We start from the raw sequence: 17,282 nt of genomic DNA, 5'->3' as shown, positions 1-17,282 counted from the left end.
CGGGCGCTACGGCGGACCGCCGCGGTCCAGCTCGTCCCACCACCGGTCGGACTCCGGGTCGCCGGACGAACCGTAGCTCTGGCGCTCGGACCGCGCCGGGGTCATCCTCCGGTGCTCCTCCATCGAGGTCGCGCCCGGCGGGGGCGGGTCATCGCGCTCTTTCCCGGTCGGCTTGCGCTCCTCGGGCCGCAGCGGCTCCTCGTCCCACCACCGGTCCTCAGGGCCCTTCCGGTTCGCCACGATCGCCGCGACCGGCGGGATCACCATCGCCACCAGGCACATCGCGATGGCCGCCGGCACCGACCAGATGCGGACAACCGACCACGCCATGACGAACAGCACCACGCAGGTGCCCATCATGGCGAAATACCAGTGACGGCGACGCGCGTTCACCCTTCAACGGTACGTCCGCCACGCCGGATCAGCACCCGCCGCGCACCCCCCGCCGGACGGAGTCCCGGAACAGCGAAGGGCCGCGCCCCCTTGCGCGGGGTGCGGCCCTTCACGGCGGGGTCAGACCGCGATGGCGACCTCGGACGGGGCGCCCTGCTGGGCGACGACGGTGCGGTCGACGGTGGCGCCGGGGACGAGGGCGCGGAGCGTCCAGGTACCGGGGGCCGCGAAGAAACGGAACTGCCCGGTCGCGGAGACCGGCACCTCGGCGGTGAACTCGCCGCCGCCGTCGAGCAGCCGGACGTAACCGGTGACCGGCTCGCCGTCGCGGGTCACCGATCCCTGGATGATCGTCTCTTTCGCCACGTCAACTCCTGCCAGATCGGGCCCACCGGCCTTGGCTCCACACATAACGTTCAGTCCTCCGGGGTCAGTTGGAGCCGAGCTCGATCGGAACGCCGACCAGCGAGCCGTATTCGGTCCACGAGCCGTCGTAGTTCTTGACGTTGGCCTGGCCGAGCAGCTCGTGCAGCACGAACCAGGTGAGCGCGGAGCGCTCGCCGATGCGGCAGTACGCGATGGTGTCCTTGGCCAGATCGACCTGCTCCTCGGCGTACAGCGCCGTCAGCTCGTCGTCCGACTTGAAGGTGCCGTCGTCGTTGGCGTTCTTCGACCACGGGATGTTGCGGGCGCTCGGCACGTGGCCGGGGCGCTGCGACTGCTCCTGCGGGAGGTGCGCCGGGGCGAGCAGCTTGCCGGAGAACTCGTCGGGCGAGCGGACGTCGACCAGGTTCAGCGAACCGATCGCGGCCACGACGTCGTCGCGGTAGGCGCGGATCGAGGTGTCCTGCTCCTTGGCCTTGTACGTGGTCGCGGGGCGCTCGGGCACGTCCACGGCCAGGTCGCGGGAGTCCAGCTCCCACTTCTTGCGGCCGCCGTCGAGCAGCTTCACGGAGTCGTGGCCGTACAGCTTGAAGTACCAGTAGGCGTAGGAGGCGAACCAGTTGTTGTTGCCGCCGTAGAGCACCACGGTGTCGTCGTTGGCGATGCCCTTGGCGGACAGCAGCGCCTCGAAGCCGGCCTGGTCCACGAAGTCGCGGCGGACCGGGTCCTGGAGGTCGGTCTTCCAGTCGATGCGGACGGCGTTCTTGATGTGGTTCTTGTCGTAGGCCGAGGTGTCCTCGTCGACCTCGACAATGACCACCTTGGGGTCGTCGATGTGGGCCTCGACCCAGTCGGCGTCCACCAGGACGTCACTGCGGCTCATCTTGTTTCTCCTCCGGGGCAGTACGGATGTGCGGTGCGCGACGGGCGCGCGGGGCTTGCGAGGGATACGCGATGCGCGTGATGCGCGGGGATTCGCCTGGCAGGCAGGGGAGGCAGGCTGCGCCGGGGGCCGTTACGGCCGGCATCGGCACGGAGGAACCGCCACCCCTAGGGCATGCGACAGAGCATGGCGGCGACGCGGCACAGGTCGACTGCCCGCCGCTTCGTGAGATCCGCCTGTCGCTTCATGGTCCCGATCGTAGGGATATCAACCCGTAGGTGTCACCGTCGTGTCATATACCGAGACAAGATTGTCCGCATGGCGGAATCACCATGCCACGCAACCCGTGTCTCGGCCCGTCCGGCGGCCTGCCGACGGCGTACGAGCGGCTTAATACCCCATGCCGGACCGTTCCGAACCACCCGATCGGGCGATACGGTCACCCCGCCCACCTGCGGAGGACTGCGGTACGGACACCGCCGTCTCAGTTGGCGAGAACGACGTTCTTGCCGCCCGCCGCCACCGACAGCCCGTCCGGCGTGCTGGTCACGGACGTCAGCGCGATCCCGGAGGGCAGGTGGGTGAGCTGCCGGGTGAAGTCGATCTGCTGCCGCACCTGGTCCTCCAGGCCCAGCTCGGTGAACGCCTTCGGCAGCTCGGCCGCCTGGAGGCCGATCTCGTCGGCGCCGCGCACCGTCACCTCGCTGAGCACGCTCAGCCTCGCGCCCATGAACTCGCCGGTGATCTTGACCAGCGCGCCGCCGTCCTTGCTCTTGGCGTCGCCCGCCGACGAGACCGTGATCCCGGTGGGCGCGGCCTTCGTCAGGTCCTCGTAGGTGAGGAAGGCGATGCCGTCGGCGGTGTCCGCGACCGCCCGCCGGTAGCTGTCGGAGAGCCGTACGCCGTGCAGGTCGGCGTGGAAGGAGTCGATCCGCAGGGTCTGCTCGCCGTTGCCCGCCGCGATGTCCTTCGCGGAGATCTTGACCTCGTCCAGCTTGCCGCCGGCGGCCTGGGTGAGGAACGGGAAGCCTTCGATGGACACCTTGGGCTTGGTGGTCAGGCCCTCGGTGAGCGCGGCGCGGTCGGCGGCCTTGTTCTGCGCCACCGACACCGTGATCCGGTCGGCCGCGACGAAGAGGCCGCCGAGGATCACCAGGACGATCAGAACTGTCCGCGCCACTCGCATGTGCTGTCGCTCCCCGCTCGTTCCCCGCTGATCTCCCCTCAGCCCTGACGGCGGGGCAGACCCGACGGTTCCCCGCGCGGCCAACCGTTACCGCGGCTCAATCCGCCCTTCACACGGTGCGCACGTGACCTGTGCGCCGCCTGTGCGAACAATTCACCGCCCACGGGGACGGACCACCGCCCAGGCAGACGGACCACCGCCCAGGCAGACGGATCACCGCCCGCGCGGACGGATCACCGCGCGGGCGGATCGAGCCGGTGGTCGCCGTCAGCCCGTGAGGACGCGGCCGAGGATGTAGACGGCCGGGGCCGCGGCGGTCAGCGGCAGCGCCACACCCGCGGTGAAGTGCACGAAGCGGGACGGGAAGTCGTAGCTGGCGACCCGCAGGCCGATCAGCGCGCAGACACCGCAGGCCGCGGCGAGCATGACGGCGTCCCCGCCGCTCATCCCGGTGGCCGGTCCGGTGGCGAAGCCGGTGGCCGCGGCGGCCAGCAGCGCCACGACGACGGAGGCGGCGCCCGGCAGCGGCAGGGCGCGGACGAGGGCCGCCAGGGCCACCGCGACGGCGCCGACCACGACCGGATCGGACCCGGCGTCGGAGGCCGCGGTGGCGAGGTAGCCCGCCGCGACGACCGTGAGCAGCGTGGACGCGGAGGTCGCCGTCAGCGAGGACATGCGTTCGTCGGCCGAGCCGTGGTGCCGCAGTTGCAGGACGAGCACGAGGAGCAGCCATACGCCGAGGGTGCCGATCAGCACCGCGGGGCCGTGGTCGTCACCGGCGATCAGCAGGCCGATGTCGGCGGTCACGCCGGACAGGAACGCCAGCGCGATGCCCTGCCGGGCGGGCCACATGCCGTTGAGCCGGAACCATCCGGCCGCCGTCACCGCCTGGAGCACCACCAGCAGCACCGCGAGGCCCGGCTTGCCGAGCGCCGCGCCGCCCGCCATCAGCAGGCCGAGCGCCGCCGTCAGCGCCGCGGGCTCCAGCCCGGGGGCGATGATCGGTGAGCCGGTCCTGACCGGTGCCTGCGGCTGCCCCTGGGCCTGGGACTGGCCCTGGCCCTGGCCCTGGTCGCCGTGCCTGCCCGGCGTCTGCTGCGGCAGGCTCTCGACCACCGGCAGCACGGCGGTCTGCTCGACCCCGCCCGCCTGCGGGTGCGGGTGCGCCGCCCCCTGGGCCCAGTCCGCGCCTCCCGCGTGCCCGCCCCACGCGTCCCCGGGCGTCGGCGGCGCGTACGGCGCCCCCGGCTCCGAGTACGGCGGCATGGGCCCGGCCAGCGGCTCCGGCACGTACGTCCGGCCCCCGTCCGGGTAGTCCCCGTATTCGCGCGCGCCATACCCCTCGTCGTGGCCGCCGACCGGATAGACCCCGGCCCCCTGACCGGCGTGCCGGCCGCCGCCGTCCTGACCGTCACCGGCGTACGCGCCACCGGGCGCCGCGTACCCCTGGCCCGCGTATCCCTGACCCGCGTATCCCTGGCCCGCGGGCCCGCCGGGTGCCTGGCCGCCGTACGAACCGCCGCCGGTTCCGCCGTACCCGGCGTCCTGGCCCGCGCCGTGGCCGCCGCCCGGATACGCGGTCCCGCCGTTGTCCCCGGGCGCTCCGTACCCCGCGGCCGGGTAGCCCTCGGGCGCCTGGCCGCCGTACGGGCCCCCGTGGGTGCCGTACCCGGAGTCGTGTCCCTCGGGTGCGTAGGAGCCGGGCGGGTAGGAGCCGGGGCCGTGGCCCTCGGCCGGGTACGTGCCGGGGAGCTGACCGCCGTAGCCGGGGTCGTAGCCACCGCCGGTACTCGCGCCACCCGGGGCTCGGTGCCTGGCGTGGTTCGGGTCGGACGGGGAGCGGCCGTCGTGGTCGCCCTGGGCGGTGTCCGGGTCCGCGGGCCGCCGGCCGGATTCGTCGCCGGGCTGGAAGCCGTGCCATTCGTTGGTCATGTCATCCTCCCGCGAACGGTGGGAGGACCTCCACCGTGCCGCCGTCGGCCAGTACGACCGAAGTGTGGTCCCGGGTGCCGACGGGGTTGCCGTCGACGAGGTAGGAGCTGCGCAGCAGGACGCGGGCGAACTCCGGGCGCTGGGCGTGCCGTTCGCGTGCGGCGGCCAGGGCGTCGGCGAGGGTCGCCGCGCGGTACGGCTCCTCCGCCGTGCCCGCGGCGGCCTTGGCGGCGGCCCAGTAGCGGATCGTGCCCGCCGCCGGGCGCGCGGCCGTGTCGGGTGCGGCCATCGCGGCTCCGTCCTTCGTTCTGTCCTGTGCTCGCCGTACGTGTCACTCGCCGTACGTGTCACTCGCCGTGCGTGTCTGACGTGTGGTGCGGCGTCCATCATGGCCCGTCCACGTCACCTCGCGGGAACGCGGCCCGTCAGCCAGTCGCCGATCCGGCGCAGCAGCGCGTCGTCCGCGGCGTTCTCCGCGTGGCCGAAACCGGGTTCGATCCACAGCTCCGCCCGGTCCCGCCCGGCCGCGTCGGCCAGCGAGAGCGGGTGGTCCAGCGGGAAGTAGCCGTCCCGGTCGCCGTGCACGATGAGCAGCGGGATGTCCGGGTCGATCAGCGGGACGGCCTCGACCGGGGAGAGCGGCACCGGGTCCCAGTCCGCCGCGCGGATGCGGGTCTTCAGGCCGAGCCGCGAGACCAGGCGGCCCGCCGGGCGGGTGATCGCCCAGTGCACGCGGCGCATGGGCGCGGTGCCGCGGTAGTACCAGCGGGCGGGCGAGCTGACGGAGACGACCGCGTCCACACGCGCCGGTGAATGCGCCGTCGTGCGCCCGTCACGCGCCGGGCGCACGACCCCCCGCCCGTCCACCCGCGCGTTCCGTCGTACGTCGCCACGTACGCCGTCCACGCCTGCGTCGTTGCCGCGTACGTCGTGGGGCCCCGCCGCCGAGCACACCGCCGCGTGCACCGTCTGTCCCGCCGCGTGCCGCAGGACCACGGAGCCGCCCATGGAGAAGCCGACGGTGGCCACCCGCCGGCAGCCGAGGCGGCGGGCCCAGGAGACGGCCGCGTCGAGGTCGAGCACTTCGAGATCGCCGACCGTGGACAGGCCGCCGGACCGCCCGTGACCGCGGAAGGAGAAGGTCACGACACCGGCCGAACCGCCGAGGACACGGGCCGCCCTGCGCACCGCGGGCCGCTCCAGCGCACCGGTGAATCCATGGGCCACGACGATCGCCAATTCGCGCTCTTCGGCCATCGATTCGCGCACTTCGGCCGCCGATTCACCCCTCGAATCGGCGGCCGATTCACGGGTCGTTTCGACGCGCCGGACATCACCTGTCCGGTCCGCCGTATCGACCGCCGATTCCGTGTCCGCGGGCCGGTGTTCCGCCTCGATCCGTACGCCGTCGGCCGTCAGGAGCGTTCTCCGCCCAGCGGCATTACCGTCGCCGGAAGTGATCGGTGCTACACGGAAACGCTGGTCATCGGTCTCGGCAGGGCTGTCCATGTGGGCTATTCTTCCGTGCAAGAGGACCTGGGCAATGTCGCCCCCGGGTCCTTTCGTGCTTTCCGGCACGAGGTACGTCCTCGCAGGGACCGAGGAGGGTTCGGAAATGAGCAAGCGCACCGCGTGCGGAAACCGCGCACAGCCACGAGCACACCGACGAAACGTCCGGACGACCGACGGGAGCTGCCGGTGAGTTCTCTCCTGCTTCTGACCAATGCCCTCCAGCCCTCCACCGAAGTGCTGCCCGCGCTCGGGCTGCTGCTGCACAGCGTCCGCGTGGCGCCCGCCGAGGGCCCGGCCCTGGTGGACACCCCGGGCGCCGACGTGATCCTGATCGACGGCCGCCGCGATCTGCCGCAGGTGCGCAGCCTGTGTCAGCTCCTGCGCTCGACCGGGCCCGGCTGCCCGCTGATGCTGGTCGTCACCGAGGGCGGACTCGCCGCGGTGACCGCGGACTGGGGGATCGACGACGTGCTGCTGGACACCGCGGGTCCCGCCGAGGTGGAGGCCCGGCTGCGGCTGGCCATGGGCCGCCAGCAGATCACCACGGACGACAGCCCGATGGAGATCCGCAACGGCGACCTGTCGGTCGACGAGGCCACGTACAGCGCGAAGCTCAAGGGCCGGGTTCTGGACCTGACCTTCAAGGAGTTCGAGCTGCTGAAGTACCTGGCGCAGCACCCGGGCCGGGTCTTCACCCGCGCCCAGCTCCTCCAGGAGGTGTGGGGCTACGACTACTTCGGCGGCACCCGCACGGTGGACGTGCACGTACGGCGGCTGCGCGCCAAGCTCGGCGTGGAGCACGAGTCGCTGATCGGCACCGTCCGCAATGTCGGCTACCGCTTCGTGACCCCGGAGAAGGTCGAGCGGGCCGCCGAGGAGGCCGCCAGGAGCGAGGCCGCGCAGGGCCGCGGGCCGCAGCGTTCCGACGAGCCCGCGGACGTCCCCGTCGAGCGGCTGAAATCCGCCGAACAGACCGTATGACGAGCCATGTGACGACTGGATAGACACGCGTAGACTGCGCGACGTGCCCAAGGTGACGCGTGACGACGTGGCAAGGCTGGCGGGGACGTCCACCGCGGTCGTCAGCTACGTCATCAACAACGGACCCCGGCCGGTAGCCCCGGCCACCCGCGAGCGCGTGCTCGCGGCCATCAAGCAGCTCGGCTACCGCCCGGACCGTGTGGCCCAGGCGATGGCGAGCCGCCGTACCGACCTCATCGGTCTGATCGTGCCCGACGCGCGCCAGCCGTTCTTCGCGGAGATGGCGCACGCGGTGGAACAGGCCGCGTCGGACCGCGGGAAGATGGTGCTGGTCGGGAACTCCGACTACCTCGACGAACGCGAGGTGCACTACCTGCGGGCCTTCCTCGGCATGCGGGTCTCCGGGCTGATCCTGATCAGCCAGGGCCCCAGCGAGAACGCGGCGACCGAGATCGACGCCTGGGACGCGCGTGTGGTGCTGCTGCACGAGCGGCCCGAGGCGATCGACGACATCGCCGTGGTCACCGACGACATCGGCGGCGCGCAGCTCGCCACCCGCCACCTGCTGGAGCACGGGCACGCGTACGTGGCCTGCCTCGGCGGCATGGAGAAGACGCCGGTGATCGGCGACCCCGTCACCGACCACGTGGTCGGCTGGCAGCGGGCCATGCAGGAGGCGGGGCGGTCCACGGAGGGCCGCCTTTTCCAGGCCCCGTACAACCGGTACGACGCGTACGAGGTCGCGCTGGGCCTGCTGGCCGGGCCCGACCGGCCGCCGGCCATCTTCTGCGCCACCGACGACCAGGCGATCGGCGTGCTGCGCGCCGCGCGTGAGCTGCGGATCGACGTGCCGGAACAGCTCGCGGTCGCCGGGTTCGACGACGTGAAGGAAGCCGCGCTCGCCGATCCGCCGCTGACCACGGTCGCCTCCGACCGGCAGGCGATGGCCAGGGCGGCGGTGGACGCGGTGCTCGACGACTCGCTGCGGGTGCCGGGCGCCCGGCGCGAGCGGCTGCGGCAGTTCCCCTCCCGGCTCGTGGTGCGGGGGTCGTGCGGCTGCCACGGGTAGCCGCGGGAGCCGGGGCGCACGGCCGCCGCGCGTAGCCGTACGCGCGGCGGTGCACGGGCGGCGGTGTACGGGCGGTCGCGGGCGGGCCGCGGTGTACGGGCGGTCGCGGGCGGTCGGGACCGGGGGTTCCCGATCTTGTTTATATGGGGCATACCCACTTCTGCCGGGCTTCTCAGCGAGTGCTCAGGAAGCTCTCATCTTCCGGGCACAGAGTCATTGTCATGACCGAGAGCAGCCGCACCGGCGGCGAACACCAGAACCCGGACGAACCGCAGCTTCCGCTCTACTTCGGCGATGAGGCCCCCCAGGTCTCCGAGCCGGAGGCCCCGCAGTACCGCCAGGCCCCCGACTACGACGCCCCCTCCGCGACCGGCTTCCCGCCGCCGCCCCCGTACGACCCCGCCACGCCCGCCGTCGCCGGGGCGTCGCCCGCTCCCCGCCGCAAGGCCCGCAAGCCCGTCGCGCTGTTCGCCGCCGTCGCGCTCGCGGCCGGTGTGATCGGCGGCGGCGCGGGAGCCCTGATCGGCAACGCGACGCACGACAACGCCACGACGACGACGGCCAGTTCGGCGGTCAACGCGAGCGTCGTGAACGGCAGCGTCAGCAGCGTGGCCAAGGCGGTCAGCCCCAGCGTCGTCGAGATCAACGCGACGTCCGGCGCGGGCAAGTCCACCGGCGCCGGTGTCATCATCACCAGCGGCGGCGAGATCATCACCAACAACCACGTGGTCGCCGGATCGACCTCGGTGTCCGTGACGTACAGCAACGGCAAGACGGCCACCGCGACGGTGGTCGGCACCGACTCCGCCAAGGACCTCGCGCTGATCAAGGTGCAGGGTGCCAGCGGACTGCCCGCGGCCACGCTCGGCGACTCCTCGAACATCGCCGTCGGCGACTCGGTGGTGGCCATCGGCTCCCCCGAGGGCCTGACCGGCACCGTCACCAGCGGCATCGTGTCCTCGCTCAACCGCGACGTGACCGTGTCCACCGACGAGAACCAGGGCCAAGGCCAGGGCGGCCAGGGCAACGGCCAGTGGCCGTTCTCCTTCGGCGGCAACCAGTACAACGGCGACACCGGCAACTCCACCACCACGTACAAGGCGATCCAGACCGACGCCTCGCTCAACCCGGGCAACTCCGGCGGCGCCCTGATCAACATGAGCGGCCAGATCATCGGCATCAACTCCGCGATGTACTCGGACGCGTCCTCCTCGGGCAGCAGCTCCGGCAGCGTCGGCCTCGGCTTCGCGATCCCGATCAACACCGTGAAGTCCGACCTCGCGAGCCTGCGCGCGGGCGGCACCAGCGGCAGCGGCAGCCGCACGACCGACAACAACGGCAGCAGCAGCGGCAACGGCAACGGAAGCAGCACCGGCGGTAACAGCAGCGGCGGCTTCGGCGGCTTCTGAGCCGACGGGACCGCGGGCACGCGGAACCGCTGAGGGGCCGCCCTCGCCTCTCGGCCTCACCCGACCCTCCGCATCACCGACTCTCCGCCTACCCAACCGTCCGTCCCCCCGCCCCTCCGGAAAGAACGGCACCACCCCGAACCACCCTGGGAGAACGCCATGAGCAGCAGCACCCTCACCGTCAGCGCCAACCGGCTGCGCCGCGCCCTCAGTGCCGCCGTCTCCTGGAGTCCGCACAGCGCGGCCGTCGCCACCGGGCCCGCCGATCTCGACCTGCCGCTCGCCCACATCGCCGCCGGCGCGGCCCGCGACGCGGCGGCGGACCGGGCCGTCCGGCGGGAGTCGGCCCCGCGCCCCGCCGAGGTCTCCGCCTCCGCGAAACCCGTGAGCCGCGCGCACCGCGGGACCGCACGACGCGGGACGCGCGCCGTGCGACGCTGAGAGAGTTCCGGCACCATTCCGATGTCCATCAGTGAGGTACCCGACACCATGAGCCCCGGCGACAGCGGCGAGGCCCCCGCCCGCATCCTGATCGTGGACGACGAGCCCGCCGTACGGGAGGCCCTGCGCCGCAGCCTCGCCTTCGAGGGGTACGACACCGCCCTGGCCGCGGACGGGCTCGCCGCCCTCGACCAGGCGGAGGCGTACCGCCCCGACGCGATCGTGCTCGACGTCCTCATGCCGCGCATGGACGGCCTCACCACGGCGCGGCGGCTGCGCGCCACCGGAGTGACCACCCCGATCCTCATGCTCACCGCGCGGGACACCGTCGGCGACCGCGTCACCGGCCTCGACGCTGGCGCCGACGACTACCTCGTCAAGCCCTTCGAGCTGGACGAGCTGCTGGCCCGGCTCAGAGCCCTGCTGCGGCGCAGTTCCTACGCCACCGTCGGCCACGAAGGCGACGGTGGCGGCCACGCGCTCACCTTCGCCGATCTGCGGATGGACACCACCACCCGCGAGGTCACCAGGGACGGGCGCCCGGTCGAGCTGACCCGGACCGAGTACACCCTGCTGGAGCTCTTCCTCACCCACCCGCGCCAGGTCCTCACCCGCGAGCAGATCCTCAAGTCCGTCTGGGGCTTCGACTTCGAGCCCTCGTCCAACTCCCTCGACGTCTACGTCATGTACCTGCGGCGCAAGACCGAGGCGGGCGGCATGCGACGGCTCGTCCACACGGTACGAGGAGTGGGGTACGTCCTGCGCGCCCCGGACGGCGGCCACGCGTGAAGCGGCTCCCCCTGAGGTCCCGGCTCACCATCCTCACCGCGGCGGCGGTGGCCGTGGCGGTGGCGGTGGTGTCGCTGGTCTGCTGGCTGCTGGTGCGCGACCAGCTCATGAGCGAGCTGGACAAGTCGCTGCGCCAGCCGGACATCGTGCCGGTACAGCAGATCTCGCGCACGCTCAACACCCAGGGCTGCCAGTCGAGCGTTCCGGCGATGAACAGCACGCAGGGCGCCAACGGCGGCTCCGTCGGCTTCATCACCACCAACACCCTGGCCCAGGTGGTGCTCTCCGACGGCACGCCCTGCTGGGTGCAGGGCCGTACGACCATCCCCGTCGGCCCCGCCGACCACGCGGTCGCGGACGGCCAGCGGCGCGACGCCCTCCACACGGTGACCGCGCCCAACGGCCAGAAGCTGCGCGTCTACACCTCACAGGCACGGATCAATCTCCAGCCGGCGGCGATTTCCGTGGCCCGGCCGCTGAGCGATGTCGACCGCCCGCTGACCACCCTGGCCTGGGTCCTGCTGGCCGTCGCCGGGATCGGCGTGGTCGGCGCGGCGAGCGCGGGGCTGTGGATCGCGCGGACGGGGCTGCGGCCGGTGGACCGGCTGACCGAGACCGTCGAGCACATCGCCCGCACCGAGGATCTGAACGTCAACATCCCGGTGGAGGGCGAGGACGAGATCGCCCGGCTGAGCGCGTCGTTCAACGCGATGACGGCCGCGCTGGCGTCGTCGCGCGACCGGCAGCAGCAGCTCATCGCGGACGCGGGGCACGAACTGCGCACGCCGCTCACGTCGTTGCGGACCAACATCGAGCTGTTGGAGCGCAGTGAGGCCACCGGCCGGGCGATCCCGCCGGAGGACCGGAAGGCGCTGATGGCGTCGGTGAAAGCGCAGATGACCGAACTGGCCTCGCTGATCGGCGACTTGCAGGAGCTGTCCCGGCCGGACGCCGTACCGACCCTTGAGGTGGTGGCGCTGCACGAGAGCGCGGAGACGGCGCTGGAACGGGCGCGGCTGCGCGGGCCCGACCTGAAGATCAGCGCGGAGCTGGCGCCCTGGTATGTGCGGGCGGAGCCCGCCGCGTTGGAGCGGGCGATCGTCAATCTGCTGGACAACGCGGTGAAGTTCAGCCCGCCCGGCGGCGGGATCGAGGTGCGGCTGGCCGACGGGCAGCTCACCGTACGCGATCACGGGCCGGGCATCCCGGAGGACGAACTGCCGCATGTCTTCGAGCGGTTCTGGCGGTCGCCGTCGGCGCGGTCGCTGCCGGGCAGCGGGCTCGGGCTGTCGATCGTGGCGCGCACGGTGCAGCAGTCGGGCGGCGAGGTCGCGCTGACCCGGGCGCCGGGGGGCGGCACGCTCGCCGCCCTCCGGCTGCCGGGAGCGCCGACCGCGCCGCCCGAGGGGCCCGCCGTGTCGTCCGGCGGCTCGACCGTATTCGCCGGTTTCGACGAATGACCGTGCTCTGAGCCCTACTTGATGACGGTGACCCGGTCGGCGGCGGGCGGGGCGAGGGGCGCCGCGGCCGTGGAGTGGGCGGTCAGGTAGGTGGCGAAGGCGGCCAGGTCGTCGCCGCCGATCAGCAGGGACGTGCCCTGGGCGAGGACGGGGAAGCCGTCGCCGCCGCCGGTCAGGAAGTTGTTCATCGCGACGCGGTAGCTGGCGGCCGGGTCGATCGGGGCGCCGTTGAGCTTGACGGAGTCGGCGACGACGCGCGCCGCGCCGGACTTGGTCAGGTCGAGCGTGTAGGTGAGCCCGGCCGAGATCTGGAGGATCTTCGTCGCCGCCTCGTTCGGCCCGCTGACCTGCTGCTGGAGCGCGGTCACGAGCTGCGCGCCGGTCAGCGTCTCCAGGTTCACGGTGTTGCTGAACGGCTGTACGGCGAAGCCCTCGGCGTAGGTGACGACGCCGTCGCCCTCGTTGCCGGAGGCCGCGTAGACCAGGTCGGTGCGGATGCCGCCGGGGTTCATGAACGCGATCTGCGTGGTCGGGTCGAGGGTCTTGGCGTATTCGAGCTGCGCGTCGGCGATGAGGTCGCCCAGCGGCGTCTCGTTGGTGCCGGTGCGGGCGATGTCGCCGCTGATCCAGCCGACGGTGCGGTTGGCGATCGGGGCGGCCAGCGCGTTCCAGCGGGTGATCAGCGAGGTCATGTCGGCGGCCTTGGGCTGGACGCGGTCCACGACGTGGTTGCTGCCCTTGACCGAGGTGCGCACGATGTCGCCGGTGCGCTTGTCGACCTTCATGTCCAGCTCGGTGTAGAGCCGCCCGAAGGACGAGGCGCTGGTGACCAGCCGGGGCTTGCCCGCGGGGTCGGGGATGGTGCAGACGTACGCGTTGTGGGTGTGGCCGGTGACCAGCGCGTCGACATCCGGCGAGATCTTCTTCGCGATGTCCACGATCGGGCCGGAGATGCCGGTGCCGGGACCGCCGCTGTCGCAGTCGTAGTTGTAGTTGCCGGAGACCGGGAAGCCGCCCTCGTGGATCAGCGCGACGACCGACTTGACGCCCCGCTTGCGCAGTTCGGCCGTGTACTTGTTGACCGTCTCGGCCTCGTCGAGGAACTTCAGGCCCTTCACACCGGACGCGGTGACGATGTTCGGGGTGCCCTTGAGGGTGACGCCGATGAAGCCGACGCGGACGCCCTTGACGTTCTTGATCGTGTACGGGGCGAGCAGCGGGCGGCCGGTCTTCTCGTTGACGACGTTCGCCGACAGGATCGGGTAGTCGGCGCCCTTGAACTTCTTGCCCTTCTCGTAGCAGCCCTCGACCGGGTGGCAGCCGCCGTTCTGGAGACGGAGCAGTTCGTCCTTGCCCTCGTCGAACTCGTGGTTGCCGACGCCGGTGACGTCGAGGCCGATCTTGTTCATCGCCTCGACGGTGGGCTCGTCGTGGAAGAGGCCGGACAGCAGCGGGCTCGCGCCGACCAGGTCGCCCGCGGCGACGGTCAGCGAACGGTCGTGGCCCTTGCGGGCGTTGCGCAGGCTGGTCGCCAGGTACTCGACGCCACCGGCGTCGATGGTCTTGACGGTGCCGTCGGCCTGCTGCTCGGTGACGCGGCCGGAGGAGCCGGCCGGGGGCTCCAGATTGCCGTGGAAGTCGTTGATCGTCAGCAACTGGAGGTCGACCGTGTTGCCGGACTGCCCGTGGCCCGGCTTTCCGGGGTGGCCGGGCCGGTCGTGGCCGCCACCGTGCTGGGCGGGCCCGGCCGCGACAAGCGCGCCGACGGCCACGAGCCCGACGGCCGCGACGGAGATTCTGCGCGTCAGAGACATGGATCCCCTCGGATCAAGGACTGGCGTCGGCTGGGGTCAGCCGCCGTCAGATGAAGTCAACAACTGGTCAAATACGGGTCACGCGGAGGGCAGCATAGAGTCAACGCGCGTAGCGCGGCAGGGGGGCGGGGGTTAAGACCCGGTTACCGCCCGGTGGGCCGGGATCGTCCGGGTGAGGTCCGGTGGCGCGATGTCGCCGTATCGGGTCTCACGATGCGAAACGAACTGTCTCAAACTGCGGAGCAGCCGCCATAGTTGGATGCACCACCCACTCACCGAGGAGGTGCTTCCGACGTGCGTCGTTGGATCATGCTGGCGCTGGGAACGGCCGCGCAGACCGCGGCCTGCGCCTTCGTGTACGGGGTCCCGTATCTGGCCGACGAGCTGCGCGGACAGCAGGGGCTGAGCCTCACGCGGGTCGGTTTCCTGGTGGCGTGCCCGACCGCGGGTCTGGTGCTCGCGCTCTACCTGTGGGGCGCGGCGGCCGACCGGTGGGGCGAGCGGGTGGTGATCGCGCTCGGCCTCGGCATCGCGGCCGGCGCTCTCGGCGGGGCCGCCTGGGCCGCGCACGGCATGGTCGCGCTCGGCGCGCTGCTGGTGCTGGCGGGCGCGTCCGGCGCCTCGGTCTACTCGGCCAGCGGACGCCTGGTGATGGGCTGGTTCTCCGCCGAGGAGCGCGGGCTGGCCATGGGCATCCGGCAGACCTCCACCCCGCTCGGTATGGGCGTGGCCGCCCTCGCCATGCCGCCGCTGGCCGCCGCGCACGGGCTGCGCGGCGCCTTCGGCTTCCTCGCCGCGATCTGCGCCGTCATCGCCGTGCTGATCGCGGTCTTCGCCGCCGACCCGGCGCGCGCCGAGGCCGCCGCGGCGGGCCCCGCGCCGAACCCGTACCGCGGCTCGCGGCTGCTGCCCCGCATCCACGGGTCGGCCGCGCTGCTGGTGATCCCGCAGTTCACCGCGGGGGCCTTCGCGCTGGTGCTGCTGGTTGACGTACGCGGCTGGTCGCCGGTGCACGCCGGGCAGCTCATCGCCGTCGCCCAAGGTCTGGGCGCGGTGTCCCGCATCCTGGTCGGCCGCTGGTCGGACCGGGTCGGCGACCGGCTGCGGCCGATGCGGCAGCTCGCCGTCCTGACCGCCGCCGTGGTGGCCGCCACCGCCGTGAGCACCGCCTTCCCCTCCCCGCTGACCCCCGTGCTGCTGGTCGCCGCCATCGCGATCACCTCAAGCACCAACGGCCTGTCCTTCACCTCCACCGCCGAGCACGCGGGCCCCGCCTGGTCGGGTCGCGCCCTCGGGGTCCACAACACCGGCCAGAATCTGACCGCCGCCGTCGTCCCGCCGGTCATGGCCGCCGTCATCTCGGCCACCGCCTACTGGCCCGGCTTCGCCCTCGCCGCCGCCACGACCTGCGTCTCCGCCGTCCTCATCCCGATCCCCCGCCGCGCCGCCCCCGCCGACGCCGAGGCCGCCCGCCGTACGGTCTCGGCCTGACCGACGTCCTCGGCTCCGCGGGCACCCGCCGCCGCCGATGCCGGGGGCACTCGCCGTACGATCTCCGCATGACCGACGCGCGGATCGAGGCCCTGACAGAACTGCCCGCTGACACCGCCGAAGCGGTGCTCGGCCTGATCGGGGCGGCGACCGCCGCGGACGGGCAGCCCGCCGTCTCCGAGAGCGGACGGCTCCATGTGCGCGGCGGCGCGCGCGAGGGCGTACGGCACCTGCTGCTGTGGACGCCGGGACACGACGGGGCCGAGGGGGCCGACGGGGCAGGGGCCGACCTCACCGGATACGCGCAGATCGACGGCTCGGACCCGGTCGAGGCGCCCTCCGCCGAACTCGTCGTCCACCCCGCGCGGCGCTCCCGCGGCCACGGCCGCACCCTGGCCGCGGCCCTTCTGGACGCCACCGGCAGGCGCGTACGCGTCTGGGCCCACGGCGGGCACCCCGCCGCCCGGCACCTCGCCGTCCAGCTCGGCCTCAAGCTCTTCCGCGAGCTGCGGCAGATGCGGCGGCCCCTGACCCCGGACGCCGCCGACCTCCCCGAGCCGCGGCTGCCCGACGGCATCACCGTCCGCACCTTCGTCCCCGGGCGCGACGACGCCGCGTGGCTCGCCGTCAACGCCGCCGCCTTCGCCCACCACCCCGAGCAGGGCTCCCTCACCCAGCGCGACCTCTCCGACCGCCTCGCCGAGCCCTGGTTCGACCCCGCCGGCTTCTTCCTCGCCTTCCGCGGCGACGACCTCGTCGGCTTCCACTGGACCAAAGTCCACCCCGAAGGGCTCGGCGAGGTCTACGTCGTCGGCGTCCTCCCCGCCGAGCAGGGTTCCGGCCTCGGCCGCGCCCTCACCGCCGTCGGGCTCCGCCACCTCGCCCGTGACCGCCGCCTTCCCGCCGCCCTGCTCTACGTCGACGCCGACAATCCCGCCGCCCTCTCCGTCTACGAACGCCTCGGCTTCACCACCCACGAGGTCGACCTCATGTACCGCACCGAAACTTAAGCCCCCCCCCGCAGGGCCTGCCCTTCCGGGGGGCGCGCCCCCCTTGGGTCCACCCCCCGCACGGCCTGCCCTTCCGGGGGCGCGCCCCCAGTGCCTCCACCCCCCGCACGGCCTGCCCTTCCGGGGGCGCGCCCCCAGTGCCTCCACCCCGCGCACGGCCTGTTTTTTTAGGGGCGCGGGGAACTGCGCGACCAGCCCCCACCGGGCTGTCAGCCCGAAAACAACCGCATCTGCCCCGCTGGGGCCGGTCTTCACCCGCGCCACCGCGCGGGCTGAGCGCGCAGTTCCCCGCGCCCCTAACTACACGGCGTGCCGCCTCGGCAGAAGAACCGCCCCAGGGCGCGCCCCTAAAAGATCGGCCCACCTCCCGGCAGAAGAACCGTCCAGGGGCGGCCCCTGGGAAGATCGGCCTACCCCCCCCGGCAGGGGACCCGCGGGGCCGCGCCCGTGGAAAGGGGCTCACCTGCGCGAGGTGGAGGGGGAGGGGGCGGACCGGAGGGTGCGGACGGGGCGCGGGCCGAGATTCGA

17 protein-coding genes are annotated in these 17,282 nt (G+C 72.7%); 8 read left to right on the top strand and 9 right to left on the bottom strand.

The annotated features are described in order from the left end of the window. Positions 1-6: 6 nt before the first annotated feature. The 8 genes from ACFY9V_RS32535 to ACFY9V_RS32500 all read right to left on the bottom strand — a co-directional run bounded on the left by ACFY9V_RS32535 (position 7) and on the right by ACFY9V_RS32500 (position 6,035). On the bottom strand, positions 7-393 hold the full coding sequence (locus tag ACFY9V_RS32535) for a DUF3099 domain-containing protein (RefSeq protein ID WP_355341917.1): 387 nt from the start codon (positions 391-393) through the stop codon (positions 7-9). Positions 394-513: 120 nt separating this feature from the next. Further along, positions 514-804, bottom strand: coding sequence for a DUF1416 domain-containing protein (locus tag ACFY9V_RS32530; protein WP_355341914.1), 291 nt, complete (start codon positions 802-804; stop codon positions 514-516). Between the two features lie 19 nt (positions 805-823). After that, a complete protein-coding gene (locus ACFY9V_RS32525) occupies positions 824-1,660 on the bottom strand; it encodes a sulfurtransferase (protein ID WP_355341911.1) in 837 nt (278 codons plus the stop codon). A 167-nt stretch (positions 1,661-1,827) separates the two neighbouring features. Further along, entirely contained in the window at positions 1,828-1,908 is an 81-nt protein-coding gene (locus ACFY9V_RS32520) for a putative leader peptide (protein WP_355342331.1), read from the bottom strand. Between the two features lie 236 nt (positions 1,909-2,144). Next, positions 2,145-2,846: a DUF2993 domain-containing protein gene (locus ACFY9V_RS32515; RefSeq protein WP_355341908.1), complete on the bottom strand. Its 702-nt coding sequence runs from the start codon at positions 2,844-2,846 to the stop codon at positions 2,145-2,147. A gap of 267 nt (positions 2,847-3,113) precedes the next feature. Further along, positions 3,114-4,778 (bottom strand): hypothetical protein, encoded by a 1,665-nt coding sequence (locus ACFY9V_RS32510; protein WP_391164031.1) that lies wholly within the window; start codon positions 4,776-4,778, stop codon positions 3,114-3,116. Between the two features lies 1 nt (position 4,779). Continuing rightward, on the bottom strand, positions 4,780-5,067 hold the full coding sequence (locus tag ACFY9V_RS32505; protein WP_391164030.1) for a MoaD/ThiS family protein: 288 nt from the start codon (positions 5,065-5,067) through the stop codon (positions 4,780-4,782). 113 nt (positions 5,068-5,180) lie between these two features. Continuing rightward, entirely contained in the window at positions 5,181-6,035 is an 855-nt protein-coding gene (locus tag ACFY9V_RS32500; RefSeq protein WP_391164029.1) for an alpha/beta fold hydrolase, read from the bottom strand. Between the two features lie 441 nt (positions 6,036-6,476). Here ACFY9V_RS32500 and ACFY9V_RS32495 point away from each other — a divergent pair, with 441 nt between their 5' ends. The 6 genes from ACFY9V_RS32495 (at position 6,477) to ACFY9V_RS32470 (ending at position 12,439) form a co-directional block, all read left to right on the top strand. Continuing rightward, positions 6,477-7,271, top strand: coding sequence for a response regulator transcription factor (locus ACFY9V_RS32495; protein ID WP_355341896.1), 795 nt, complete (start codon positions 6,477-6,479; stop codon positions 7,269-7,271). A gap of 43 nt (positions 7,272-7,314) precedes the next feature. Further along, entirely contained in the window at positions 7,315-8,340 is a 1,026-nt protein-coding gene (locus tag ACFY9V_RS32490; protein WP_355341893.1) for a LacI family DNA-binding transcriptional regulator, read from the top strand. A 221-nt stretch (positions 8,341-8,561) separates the two neighbouring features. Then, complete coding sequence (locus tag ACFY9V_RS32485) at positions 8,562-9,749, top strand: trypsin-like peptidase domain-containing protein (RefSeq protein WP_391164028.1); 1,188 nt, start codon at positions 8,562-8,564, stop codon at positions 9,747-9,749. Between the two features lie 159 nt (positions 9,750-9,908). Continuing rightward, positions 9,909-10,190 (top strand): hypothetical protein, encoded by a 282-nt coding sequence (locus ACFY9V_RS32480; RefSeq protein ID WP_391049745.1) that lies wholly within the window; start codon positions 9,909-9,911, stop codon positions 10,188-10,190. A gap of 48 nt (positions 10,191-10,238) precedes the next feature. Further along, positions 10,239-10,979 carry a response regulator gene (locus ACFY9V_RS32475; RefSeq protein ID WP_391049797.1) on the top strand — a complete coding sequence of 247 codons (741 nt, stop codon included), beginning with the start codon at positions 10,239-10,241 and terminating at the stop codon, positions 10,977-10,979. Continuing rightward, positions 10,976-12,439 (top strand): HAMP domain-containing sensor histidine kinase, encoded by a 1,464-nt coding sequence (locus ACFY9V_RS32470; RefSeq protein WP_355341884.1) that lies wholly within the window; start codon positions 10,976-10,978, stop codon positions 12,437-12,439. Before ACFY9V_RS32475 ends, ACFY9V_RS32470 begins: the two co-directional genes overlap by 4 nt. A 14-nt stretch (positions 12,440-12,453) precedes the next feature. Here ACFY9V_RS32470 and ACFY9V_RS32465 read toward each other — a convergent pair whose 3' ends face one another. Further along, positions 12,454-14,253 (bottom strand): 5'-nucleotidase C-terminal domain-containing protein, encoded by a 1,800-nt coding sequence (locus tag ACFY9V_RS32465; protein ID WP_391164027.1) that lies wholly within the window; start codon positions 14,251-14,253, stop codon positions 12,454-12,456. A 294-nt stretch (positions 14,254-14,547) separates the two neighbouring features. On the opposite strand from ACFY9V_RS32465, the gene ACFY9V_RS32460 reads away from it, so the two are divergent. Continuing rightward, positions 14,548-15,744: an MFS transporter gene (locus ACFY9V_RS32460; RefSeq protein ID WP_391049747.1), complete on the top strand. Its 1,197-nt coding sequence runs from the start codon at positions 14,548-14,550 to the stop codon at positions 15,742-15,744. Positions 15,745-15,812: 68 nt separating this feature from the next. Further along, on the top strand, positions 15,813-16,754 hold the full coding sequence (gene mshD, locus ACFY9V_RS32455) for a mycothiol synthase (protein WP_391164026.1): 942 nt from the start codon (positions 15,813-15,815) through the stop codon (positions 16,752-16,754). The last annotated feature ends 528 nt before the right edge of the window (positions 16,755-17,282 follow it).

This window comes from Streptomyces sp. NPDC008317, from assembly GCF_042955955.1.
Lineage (GTDB): Bacteria > Actinomycetota > Actinomycetes > Streptomycetales > Streptomycetaceae > Actinacidiphila.
Note: the sequence above shows the minus strand (reverse complement) of the source record. Positions and strands in the feature narration are given on the sequence as shown.